This window comes from Ensifer sp. PDNC004 (assembly GCF_016919405.1).
In the GTDB taxonomy this organism is placed as follows: domain Bacteria; phylum Pseudomonadota; class Alphaproteobacteria; order Rhizobiales; family Rhizobiaceae; genus Ensifer.
The window spans coordinates 53,347-65,808 of the sequence record NZ_CP070352.1; the positions used below are offsets into that span (position 1 = coordinate 53,347).

7 protein-coding genes are annotated in these 12,462 nt (G+C 63.4%); 6 read left to right on the forward strand and 1 reads right to left on the reverse strand.

Features of this window, described 5'->3' with window-relative positions; genetic code table 11:
- The first annotated feature begins 2 nt into the window (after positions 1–2).
- The 6 genes from cyoC to JVX98_RS00270 all read left to right on the forward strand — a co-directional run bounded on the left by cyoC (position 3) and on the right by JVX98_RS00270 (position 11,723).
- Positions 3–623 carry a cytochrome o ubiquinol oxidase subunit III gene (gene cyoC / locus JVX98_RS00245; RefSeq protein WP_192449924.1) on the forward strand — a complete coding sequence of 207 codons (621 nt, stop codon included), beginning with the start codon at positions 3–5 and terminating at the stop codon, positions 621–623.
- Positions 620–1,024, forward strand: coding sequence for a cytochrome o ubiquinol oxidase subunit IV (gene cyoD / locus JVX98_RS00250; protein WP_043621262.1), 405 nt, complete (start codon positions 620–622; stop codon positions 1,022–1,024). The genes cyoC and cyoD overlap by 4 nt, the downstream gene beginning before the upstream one ends.
- 22 nt (positions 1,025–1,046) lie before the next feature.
- On the forward strand, positions 1,047–1,799 hold the full coding sequence (locus tag JVX98_RS00255; RefSeq protein ID WP_205236449.1) for an SURF1 family protein: 753 nt from the start codon (positions 1,047–1,049) through the stop codon (positions 1,797–1,799).
- 507 nt (positions 1,800–2,306) lie between these two features.
- On the forward strand, positions 2,307–8,249 hold the full coding sequence (locus JVX98_RS00260; protein ID WP_205236450.1) for a putative Ig domain-containing protein: 5,943 nt from the start codon (positions 2,307–2,309) through the stop codon (positions 8,247–8,249).
- 210 nt (positions 8,250–8,459) lie between these two features.
- The gene (locus JVX98_RS00265) at positions 8,460–9,344 is read left to right on the forward strand and encodes an AraC family transcriptional regulator (protein ID WP_205236451.1); all 885 of its coding nucleotides are present in this window, start codon (positions 8,460–8,462) and stop codon (positions 9,342–9,344) included.
- A gap of 174 nt (positions 9,345–9,518) precedes the next feature.
- On the forward strand, positions 9,519–11,723 hold the full coding sequence (locus tag JVX98_RS00270; protein WP_205236452.1) for a TonB-dependent siderophore receptor: 2,205 nt from the start codon (positions 9,519–9,521) through the stop codon (positions 11,721–11,723).
- Positions 11,724–11,921: 198 nt separating this feature from the next.
- Here the strand turns inward: JVX98_RS00270 and JVX98_RS00275 are convergent, their stop codons facing one another.
- Positions 11,922–12,404 (reverse strand): heme-binding protein, encoded by a 483-nt coding sequence (locus JVX98_RS00275; RefSeq protein WP_205236453.1) that lies wholly within the window; start codon positions 12,402–12,404, stop codon positions 11,922–11,924.
- Positions 12,405–12,462 lie beyond the last annotated feature (58 nt).

Below are 12,462 nucleotides of genomic sequence, written 5' to 3' on the forward strand. Positions count from 1 at the left end.
CGATGAGCCAAACCCAAGTCCAAGAAACAGAAAAGCCGCAGTTCTACCTGAAGGAAGATCATCACCCGGAGCACAGCACCATGCTGGGCTTCTGGCTCTACCTGATGAGCGACTGCCTGATCTTCGCCGTTCTCTTCGCCACGCACGGCGTGGTTGGCCGCAACTATGCGGCAGGTCCGGCGCCGGCCGACCTGTTCGACCTCAACCTCATCGCCATCAACACGGCGATGCTCTTGTTCTCGTCGATTACCTACGGCTTTGCCATGCTCCAGATGGAGCGCAACGCCAAGATGGAGACGCTGTTCTGGCTCGGCGTCACCGGCGTGTTCGGGGCGATCTTCCTCGCGCTCGAGCTCTATGAGTTCTACCACCTGATCCACGAGGGCGCCGGTCCGACGCGTTCGGCCTTCCTGTCCTCGTTCTTCACGTTGGTCGGCACACACGGTCTGCACGTCACCTTCGGCATCATCTGGCTGATCACGCTTATGGTGCAGGTCAAGAAACATGGATTGAATCCGGAAAACCGCCGCCGCCTGATGTGCCTCTCCATGTTCTGGCACTTCCTCGACGTCATCTGGATCGGCGTCTTCTCCTTCGTCTATCTGTTGGGAGTACTCGGATGAGTTCGCAACATCCTGGCCACGAAAGCGCGTTCGAGCCTCATCACGCGCACAGCCATCCGGGCGACGCTGCCGGGCATGGTTCGCTCAAGAGCTACATGACTGGCTTCATCCTGTCGGTGATCCTGACGGCCATCCCGTTCTGGTTGGTCATGGGCGGCGTGCTCGACAGCAAGCTGCTGACGGCCGTGCTCGTCATGGGCATCGGCGTCGTGCAGATTGTCGTGCACGTTATCTACTTCCTGCACATGAACGCCCGTTCGGAAGGCGGCTGGACGCTGATGGCGCTGATCTTCACGATCATCATCGTCGGCATCGCGCTCGCCGGTTCGCTCTGGGTCATGCATCACCTCAATACGAACATGATGCCGATGACCCACGAGATGATGAAGAACATGCCCTGATCAGGGGCGGACGGACGCGAACATGACCGGCGGCCACGACGTGAAAGTGGAGGGTGCGAATGCGTCCTCCCGCGCCCGTTTTCTTTTGACGGGCGCGCTCCTGCTTCTCGCCGTCGTCTTCGTCGCGCTCGGGACCTGGCAGATCCAGCGGCTCTTCTGGAAACTGGACCTGATCGCTCGCGTCGATGCGCGCGTGCATGCGGCAGCAGTGCCGGCCCCGCCGCGGCCGGATTGGGACAGCATCACCCGGGAAAAGGACGAATATCTTCGCGTCACGGCGACGGGCACCTTCAATCATGACAAATCGGTGCTGGTGCAGGCCGTAACCGAGCGGGGTGCCGGATTCTGGCTGCTGACGCCGTTGCACCGCGAAGACGGCACGATGGTTCTCGTCAACCGCGGCTTCGTGCCTGCCGACCGGCGTGGTCGGGCTGACCGTGCGGAAGGTGAAGCACTAGGGTCGACAGGGGTCACCGGGCTTTTGCGCATCAGCGAACCGGGCGGCGCCTTTCTTCGATCCAACGATCCCTCAGGCGATCGCTGGTTTTCCCGCGATGTTGCGGCAATCGCGACGGCAAAAGGGCTGACGGATGTCGCCCCCTATTTCATTGACGCGGACGCGACGCCAAACTCAGGCGGTCTGCCGATCGGCGGCCTCACGGTCGTCAGCTTCCGCAACAGCCATCTCGTCTACGCGCTGACCTGGTTCGCACTGGCGGGCATGAGCGTGGGGGGCGTATACATCGTCCGTCGAAGGTCGACGAGTTCACATTAGTGAGGCGTCAGGTCGCGCCACCGCGTTGGTGTCGTTCACGATTCCGGCCACGGCAGACGGTCGCCGAGGGGTCTGTAGCGGGCGGTGGGCTGTAAAGGCGCGCGTCGGTCGATGATTCTGGTCCGTCATGTGCTGAAAGCTCGGGTAACAGCATCGACCGAGAAACCGTAATTACCATGAGTTGCAATGCGGGTAAGGTGAGTCCGGAAACGGCGAAAATCCACCTTCTAGACGTCAAAAACTGTGGCAAGTAGGCCACATGGATTGTTCGCATCGCGCTTTCCGCAACAATGAAGAGTTGCAAGATTGACTCTCTCCCCGCCGCTTCATTAGCTGCCTCGGCCGGGTGGGGCCCGGCATTTTTTGGGGGTGTTCATGGGGCTGTGGGCTGGCAACGCCACGGACGGACGATCGTTTTCGTCCACTTTTTTGCGTGGAGCTTTTCCGTCGTTGTTCGGCGCAATGGCCATGCTGTTGGCTTCGGCTTTCGGCGCCGCGGCTCAATCCGTGGCAATATCCGCGAGCCCCACGACATTCAATGCGCTCGGTGACACGATCAATTTCACCTATGTGATCAATCCCGGATCCTACACGATCACAGGTGTTGATGCCGCCACCAGCGCGATCAAGGGTGTTGCCGTTTCATGCGGTCCGGTCGGTAGCGGCACTTCGCCGATAACCTGTACCGGCTCCTATCGGGTCGATGCCAATGACGTGATGTCCGGGCAGTTTTCCGACTTTGTTCAATTCGCCGGAGGGCGCATCGGCGGCAACGAGAGATTCACCGCCACCAGCCCGACGATCGTCGTGCGTGCCGCAACAGGCGGCCCTGTTGTGCTCGACGTGGCTTCCTCGCCGAACCCGTCGCGTCCGGGGGACCCCGTATCCGTAACCGCCACGGTTTCGTCGATGGGCTGCAACGCCGGCCAGTCACCGCCGGGCAACGTGACGATCACGATCGGATCGCAGTCGACGACCCTTGGGTTAACGCCGACCGGGCCTGTCAGCACGGCATCGTCCGCGACCTTCCAGACGTCGACGCTGCCGCTCGGTCAACACACGGTTTCCGCCAGCTACGGTGGCGGCAGTGGCTGCAGCACCGGCACGGCGACCGGCGCCAGCCACTGGGTCGACACCAAGCCGACGGTCACGATCAACCAGGCTGCTTCGCAATCGGATCCCAGCGCCAGGACATCCATTGCCTTCGACGTGGTGTTCAACAAATCCGTCACCGGCTTTACCGCCGGCGACATCCAGATTTCCGGCACTGCCGGCGCAACGACGGCAAGCGTCTCGGGTTCGGGCGCCAATTACACCGTTTCGGTCAGCGGGATGACGCAGGCCGGCACGGTCGTGGCGTCCATCCCCGCCGGCAAGGCTGCGAGCGTGGCCGGCTTTACCAACGATGCATCCACCAGCACCGACAATTCGGTTGCTTACGCACCGATCGCGATCTCGACGACGACGCTGCCAAACCCGGTCTACAACCAGGCCTACGGCGCGCAAACGCTGAGCGCCACCGGGGGCGCGGGCGTGTTGAGTTACGCACGGACCGCCGGGGCACTGCCCGCTGGCATGTCGATCTCGAGCAGCGGCGTCGTTTCCGGCACGCCGACGGCGAGCGGTCCGTTCAATTTCACGGTGACAGGGACCGATCTCGAAGGCTCGACCGCCTCGCGCGCATTCTCCTTCACCATCGCAGCCCCGACGATCGCGCTCTCGCCAACGACGCTTCCCGATCCGACGGCTGGCACCGCCTATTCGCAAACCCTGACGGCGTCGGGCGGCGCAAGCCCCTACACCTTCGTCGTCACGCAAAATGCCTTGCCCGGCGGAATGACGCTGGCGAGCAGCGGGGTCTTGTCAGGCACGGCAACGATCGGCGGCGCCTTCACCTTTACCATTCAGGCAACGGACGCCTATGGAGCGACGGGAAGTCAGGTCTTCACCGTCGACGTTGCGCCGACGGTCCCCGACGCGCCGACCATTGGCGCGGCCGTGGAGGGTGACGGCTATGCGGATGTGGAGTTCACCGCTCCCACATCGGACGGCGGAGCGACCATCACGGACTATACCGTGACGTCGAGCCCCGGCGGCATCACGGCGACGGGACCGACGAGCCCGGTCCGAGTGCCTGGCCTGACCAACGGCACGAGCTATACGTTCAATGTGACTGCCACCAACAGCGCCGGGACAAGTATTGCATCGGCCGCGTCCAACCCGGTTACGCCGCGATTCGCGCAGACGATCACGTTTGCTAATCCGGGCACGCAGGCGTTCGGCACGGCTCCGACATTGACGGCGACGGCAAGTTCCAGCCTGGCTGTTGCCTTCACCTCGTCGACTGCCGGCGTGTGCACGGTGACGCCCGAGGGCGATCTGACCTTCCACGAGGCCGGCAGTTGCACCATCGCCGCCGATCAGGTGGGGAACGGAACGTACCTGGCTGCACCGACAGTCTCACAGACGTTTGCGGTCGATGCCGTTATGCCCGGCGCACCGACGATCGGAACCGCAACCGCCGATGTCTCTTCGGCCTCCGTCGCCTTCACTGCGCCGGCCAGCACGGGGGGAGCGTCCATCACCAGCTACACCGTGACGTCGAGCCCGGGTGGTTTCACCGGAACGGGGCCGTCGAGCCCGGTCGCGGTGACCGGCTTGAGCAATGGGACCAGTTATACATTTACGGTTACGGCAACCAACAGCGCCGGCGCGGGGCCAGCGTCGGCGGTCTCGAACACCGTTACGCCGAAGGCAACCCAGACGATCACCTTCGTCAATCCAGGCGCGCAGAACTTCGACACTACGCCGACACTGACGGCATCGTCGAGCGCGAGTTTGCCTGTTGCTTTCGCATCCTCGACCGCGGCCGTGTGCACGATCACCCCGGGTGGCAACCTGACCTTCCACAGCGCAGGGACCTGCTCGATTGCCGCGGACCAGGGCGGCGACGGAACCTATCTGCCTGCGATGACGGTCACCCAGAGCTTTACCGTCAACGCGGTTGTTCCGGACGCCCCGACGGTGGGCACGGCTATCGCTGGCGACGGCGAGGTGTCTGTCAATTTTACCGCGCCGGCAAGCGCCGGCGGCGCATCGATCACCGGGTACACGGTCACGTCCAGTCCGGGCGGTTTTGTCGGAACCGGAGCGTCCAGTCCGGTCACGGTCGGCAGTCTCACCAACGGCGCGAGCTACAGCTTCACCGTGACGGCGACCAACGCTGTCGGCACGGGACCGGCCTCCAGTGCGTCGAACACGGTGACGCCCAAGGCGCCGCAGACGATCACATTCGCCAATCCCGGCCCGCAGGACTATGCAACGCCGGTGACGCTTTCGGCGAGCGCCAGCTCCGCGCTGCCGGTAACGTTCCAGTCGCTGACGACGCCCGTCTGCGTCGTCACGTCAACCGGCGATGTCACATTCCACAATGGCGGCACCTGCACCATCGAGGTCTCGCAGGCGGGTGACAGCGCTTACCTGGCCGCGTCCAATGTGAGCCAGTCCTTCCTCGTCTCCGCGCCGATATTCGCCTTCACGCCGGCGGCCGGCGCTTTGCCGACCGCAACCGTGGCAATGGCCTACAGCCAGAGCTTCACGGCCAGTGGCGGAACGGGGCCCTACAGCTACTCCTTGGCCAGTGGCGCGTTTCCGGCCGGACTTTCGCTCGACGCGGCTGGTACACTGTCCGGCACGCCGACTGCTGACGGCAGCTTCACCTTCACGCTCGAGGCGACCGATACCCATGGCGCAACCGCGACCAGCGGCAGCTATAGCCTGACGGTTCGCATCCAGGCGCCGATCGCCAACGCGACAACGGCAACCGTTGCCGCCAACTCGTCGGCCAACGGGATTACGCCCAATCTTACGGGCGGGGCGGCCGCTTCGGTCGCCATCGTCGCGACCCCATCGCATGGCACGGCCACGGTGGCTGGAAACACGTTCAACTACACGCCGGCGGCCGGCTTCTCCGGCGCTGACAGCTTCATCTATACGGCAACCAATACAACCGGCACTTCCGCCCCGGCGACCGTCACGGTGACAGTGTCGCCGCCGACATTCGCCTTCACGCCAGCTGCGGGTGCGCTTGCTGGTGCAACGGTTGCCGATACCTATGATCTGACGATCACCGCTGCCAACGGAACCGCTCCCTACACCTATGCGGTGACCGGCGGTGCACTTCCGGCTGGGTTGACGCTGGCAGCCGACGGCCGCCTGTCCGGAACGCCGACCGCCGATGGACCGGCAACGTTCACGGTGACGGCGACCGACGCGAACAATGCCACAGGCACGGCAAGCTATAGTCTCGTGGTTGCCGTGGAGGCGCCATCGGCCGGCCCGGTCGGCGCCACTGTCGCTGCGAACTCCAGCGCAAATGCCATCAGCCTCAATCTGACGGGCGGGGCGGCGACGTCGGTTGCGATCGCCACGGCGCCAGCGCATGGCATGGCCACTGTGACGGGGACGGCGATCCTCTACACGCCGGCGGCCGGTTATTCGGGGGCGGACAGCTTCACCTACACGGCAACGAATGCGACCGGCACGTCGGCGCCGGCCACCGTTTCGGTTACGGTCTCGCTGCCGGTGCTGGTGTTGACGCCGGCAGCCGGGGCGCTTGCCAACGGCGTACCCGGTGTTTCCTATAGCCAGAGCATTGCCGCCAGCGCCGGCACGGCCCCCTACAGCTACACGGTCTCGTCGGGTGCGCTGCCGGGCGGTCTCACGTTCGATGCATCGAGCGGGTCGATTTCGGGACGGCCTTCGGCCGACGGCGATTTCGGCTTCACCGTGACGGCGACGGACGCCTATGGCGCGACAGGCCAGGCCAGCTACCGGATCGCCGTTGCGTCCGCGAGCTTCGTCTTTACCCCGTCGCCCGGCGGGCTTGCCGACGCCATGGTCGGTGAGGCCTATTCGGCCCGCATTGCGGCAACCGGTGGCACCGGTGCGCTGGTCTACAGCCTGAAGAGCGGCGCGTTGCCGAAGGGCATGGTGCTCAACATCTCGACCGGCGAATTGACCGGGCCGGTTGCCGCCGATGCGGCGCCTGACACCTACGGCTTCACCATTGCCGTGACCGACAGCCGCGGCGCCAGCGGTTCGGCCGCCTATACGCTGAAGCTGAACGCCCGCGCGGTGACGGTTCCCAATGTCGTCGTCGAGGTTCCGGCCGGTTCGACGCCGAAGGATGTCTATCTGAACGGTGGCGCCACCGGCGGTCCCTTCATCGATGCATCGGTCGCCTCGGTCTCGCCGCCCTTTGCCGGCACGGCCGAGATCATCGAAGGCGAGCTTGCGGCTGCCGGCAGCTTCACGCCGGTCGGCTTCTATCTGAAGTTCACGCCGAATCCGTCCTATTCCGGTTCGGCGGTGGTCAGCTACACCTTGAGAAGCGCGCTCGGCGCGTCCAATCTCGGCCGGGTTACCTACAAGATCGCGCTCGACCGTGTCGCAGCCGGCGAGGAGATCGACGGCCTGGTGCGCGATTTCGTGCGCAACCGGCAGAGCCTGCTGTCGTCGACGGTCAAGGTTCCGGGACTGATCGAACGGCGACGGGCGGCCGCCAGTACCGATCCGGTGACAACGGCGGTGACGCCGTCGGAGAAGGGCGCCCGCCTCGGCTTTTCCTCCAGCCTGTCGCAGATCCAGGCGGCGCGCGATGCCGCCGATGCAGAGGCAGCCGGACAAAGCTTCGTCGCCACCGACCGGCCGTTCGACATCTGGGTGAACGGCAGCTTCCTGTTCCACAAGGATGAAGACGACAGAAACGACAAGTGGGGCAATTTCGCCCTGTTTTCGCTCGGCGCCGACTATCTCCTGAGCGATCGGGCGCTCATCGGCCTGTCGTTCCACTACGACTACATGACCGATCCGACCGACGCGGATGCCGAGCTTAAAGGCAACGGCTGGCTGGCCGGTCCTTATGCCTCGTTCGAGATCGGCCAGGGCGTCTTCCTCGACGCCAACCTGCTCTATGGCGGTTCGTCCAACGACATCGACACCGGCATCTTCACCGGCACGTTCGACACCACCCGCTGGATGGCGGACGTCAAGCTGACCGGCGAATGGCAACTGGATGAGGCGACGGTGCTGATGCCGAAGCTTAGAGCCGTCTACTTCAATGAAGAGACCGACGACTACACCGTCAAGAACGCGCTCGGCGAGGTGATCGATCTCAAGGGCTTCATCGAGGAACAGGCCCGTCTCAGCATCGGCTTCGACGTCGAACGCACGCTGGAACTGGAAAACGGGCTGATCCTGTCGCCGACGGTCGGCGCCGATGTCGGCTTTGCCTCGCTTGACGGCGAGGGTCTGTTCGGGCGGGTGTCGGCCGGGCTTGCGCTCAGCAACAACGACAACTGGGACATCGACTTCTCGCTGCTCTTCAACATCGAGGGCGACGGCTCGAAGTCGGCCGGTGCCAAGGTCGGCGCCCGCGTCCGGTTCTGATCGCGCGCAACCGGTTCGGGCAGGCAGGCCGCCCGAACCGGCGCTCCACCGCCTTCTTTCCGCTCCGGGATATGCACCGGCCCATGTGCGTTCTGACCGTTAAATCGCGTTGGAAATATTACGGGCTTCCGTCAAACATTAAAGATGAGTAATAGAGGAAGGAATTAGCCGGAGGCGTCGCCTCGTCCCTTGAGCATTGGATACGCCTGGATGTCGTTTCAACCGCGGATGCAGAACAAGATTTCCGGATTCAAGGTGATCGGCGGGCTCAATCGGCGGGAGTGGAACGGCATCATCGCCGATGTCTGGGACGTCGAGTGCGAGGCGAGGGCAGGTGGCCACTATTTCTCGGATGATCCGCGCATGTTCATCGTGCTCGACGCTGAGGGCGGTAGCCGCTGCAATGTCAGACTTTCGCCCGACGGGCGCGGCGCGGTCGCGAACGCGCACCAGCAGGCGCTTTCTTATATTCCGGCGGGTATGGAAATCTGGGCCGACATGGTCGATGTCAGGCGCATCCGCCACCTCGATTTGCATTTCAATCTCGATGTCCTCAGCAGGCGCCTGGCGGAAGATCTCGATGCCGGCCGTTGCGACACGCCGCGGCTGATGTTTCATGACGAGCGCTTTCTGCAAATTGCGCAATTGATCGCCGCCGAATGCGTCAACCCGCAGCCTTTGCACGATCTCTACGGCGATGGCCTCACGGTCGCCCTGTTCATCGACCTGATGAAACTCAACCGCAACGATGGCCGCAAACGCAGCCCGCTTGCGGCCTGGCAGCTTCGCCGTGCGGTTGAGTACATCGATGAGAACTGGGGGCGCAACATCCGCCTGGAGGAATTGGCGTCCCTGGCCGGACTGTCGCAGTCGCATTTCAGCCATGCGTTCAAGGCGTCGACCGGCATGGCGCCGCACCAGTGGCAGATCAATGCACGGGTCGAACGAGCCAAGGAACTACTGCTGAAAAACGAGGCGTCGTTGACGACGGTTGCGGCTGAGACCGGATTCTCCGATCAGGCGCACTTCACCCGGGTGTTCCGCAAAGTCGTAGGTGCCACGCCGGCAGCGTGGAAGCGCAACCGAACGGCCTGAGCAAGTGCCATCTTCCAAAGCAGTTGTTCGCAGTAAAGAGCCCAGGAACGTTCAATTTCCGCCGATCGCGACAAGAGTTGCCCGAATAGTTGATATAAAAACTCATCTTATCAGAGGGTGTAAGCCGCGTCGCCTGAAAAGGCCCTGCGGTCGATCGGGTGAGACGACAGACAGATGATGGTAAGAGGCAAGGCAATACGGCGGACGGAATGGCTGGCAAGCGGGGTCGCCGCCGTTGCGGTTCTGGCGGCGGGCGCAGCTATCGCGCAGGATGCACCGGCGACGAGGTTGGAAACGATCGAGGCGACAAGCGCCAGGACAGAGAGCGATGCGACCGGGCCGGTCGATGGCTATGTCGCCAAGGCAACGGCCACCGGCTCGAAATCCGCAACGCCGATTACCGAAATCCCGCAGAGCGTTTCCGTCGTCGGACGCGAGGAGCTTGACGACCGCGGCGTTGTCAACAAGGTCGATGAGGCGTTGCGCTACACGCCGGGCGTGATGGCCGAGCCCTTCGGCGTCGACCCGGATACCGACTGGTTCTACATCCGCGGCTTCGACGCGACGCAGACCGGCGTGTTCCTCGACGGCCTCAACCTCTTCTCCTACGGTTTCGGCGGGTTCCAGATCGATCCCTTCATGCTGGAGCGTGTCGAGGTGCTCAAGGGGCCGGCCTCCGTGCTCTATGGCGGCGCCAACCCGGGCGGCCTCATCAGTCTCATCAGCAAGCGGCCGCAGGCGGAGAACTCGACCTATGTCGAGACCGGCATCAACAACAACGGCAATGCCTTTCTCGGCATCGACGTGAACCGCCAGCTCGACGACGCGATCAACTACCGCGTCACCGGCAAGGTTTCCGGCGGCAACAACTATGTCGATCACTCGGAAGATCTGCGCGGCTTCATTCTGCCGCAGATCACCTACGAGCCCGACGATGCGACCAGCCTGACCGTTTACGGCCTGCTGCAGGGCCTCGATCAGGTCCATACCGGCGGCGGCTTCCTGCCCTATAACGGCTCCGTCGTCGACGCATCCTTCGGCAAGGTCGATCGCAAGGCCTTCTTCGGCGAACCGGACATCGATACCGGAACCTACGTGCAGCAGATGCTCGGCTACGAATTCAAGCACGAGTTCGACAGCGGCTGGCAGTTCAGCCAGAACCTGCGCTACGGCCATCTCTACAAGCACGAAAACGGGCCTTACACCTACGGCTACTACGATCCGAGCCTTCCCTTCCCGGTTTCGAACACGCCGGCGTCCCCGGGCAATCTGCTTTATCGCCTTGGCTTCGAGGCGACCTCGAAGGTGGATACATTCGCCGTCGACAACCGGCTCGAAGGCGAGTTCGAGACGGGAGCGCTTGAACATACAGTCCTCGTTGGTCTCGACTACAAGTTCTTCCGGCTGGACCACGTCCAGGCGTCGTCGGCGGGAACGCCGATCAGCGCCACCGATCCGGTCTATGGCGCGCCGCAGCCGGCCAACGCCATCTATATCAACCAGGTGATCACGCAGCAGCAGCTCGGCGTTTACGCGCAAGACCAGGTCCGCTTCGGCGATGGCTGGCTCGTGACGCTTAACGGCCGCTACGACTATGTCGATACCAAAACCGACAATGGACCGACCTTCTGGGCGCCGACCCAGAATTCGAGCTTCGACTACAGCGAAGGCGCGCTCAGCGGCCGCGCCGGACTTGCCTATGAATTCGACAATGGCCTCACCCCCTACGTCAGCGCCGCGACCTTCTTCAATCCGGTCGTGGCGGTAACGGCGACCGGCAACACCAAGCCGGAAGAGGGCGAGCAATTCGAAGCCGGGATCAAGTACAAACCGACCTTTTTTGACGGCGTGCTGACGGCGTCCATCTATCAGCTGACCAAGCGCAACGCTCTTGTCACCGATCCGCTGACCAGCATCTCCACCCAGACCGGCGAGGTGCGTTCCCGCGGCATCGAGTTCGAGGGCAAGGTCAATCTTGACGAAAGCTGGAAGCTGATTGCGGGTCTCGATTTCATGGATATCGAGGTGACCGAGGATGCAAACCGGGCGCTGATCGGCAAGTCGCCCTATCTAGCGCCCGATGCACAGGCCTCGCTGTGGCTCGACTACACGGTGCAGCAGGGCGCGCTGGAAGGCCTCAGCCTCGGCGCCGGCGTGCGCTATCGCGGCGAGAGCTGGGCGGACAAGGAAAACACCGAGAAGGTGCCGGCATCGGCGGTCTTCGACGCAGCCCTGCGTTACGAGAAAGATGGCTGGGGTGCTGCCCTCAACGTCACCAACCTGTTCGACAAGGACTATGTCAGCGGCTGCAGCGGCCTGCTTGTTTGCGGATACGGCGATGCGCGCACGGTCACGTTGAAGCTCAGCAAGACCTGGTGAGACCGATAGGCTGATCGACGATCTGCCAAAAGCAAACAGGGCGCTCAACCCGTGTTGGGGAGCGCCCTGTTTTCAACCCGGAGTGCCGCTATCGCACGCCAAAGGCGCCGACGACTGAGAGCACTCGAAACGGGTAGTGGCCTTTAGATGGAGAGACCTGCCGCCTTTTCAAGGGCGGGGAGCCTCCCTTGCAGCAAATTACTTCGCGCCGATTGCAGCAAGGCCTGCAGTTGCGCAGTTTGCGTCAACGTCGCCCGACGGCGCGCCGCCGACACCGATGCCACCGACGAGCGCCTTGCCGAACTTGATCGGCACGCCGCCGGCCTGGATGACCATGCGAGCGTCCATGTCGCGAAGGCCTTCGTTGGCGGGCTTGGTAGCAATGAACTCGCCGAGGCCAGCCGTATCGCGACCCATGGCGGCCGAGGTGAAGGCTTTGCCCTGGGCGCTGTTTCCGGTGTGCGGGCCGGCATTGTCGGCCTTCAGCAGAACCTTGGTCGAACCGTCACGTGCAACGACCGCGACGCTGACGTTGTGGCCTTCTGTGGCGCATGCCTTCAGTGCCGCGTCGGCAGCCTTGACGGCCATGTCGAGCGGCAGGTAGGCAGCGGTCGGAAGCTCCTGCGCGGTGGCGGCAACGGGAGCGAGAAGAGCGGCTGCAAGCACGATATTGCGGATCATCAATGGGTTCCTTTCCTGTTGATAGGGAAAGGTTATTGCCGAACGCCGCCCGTCGATA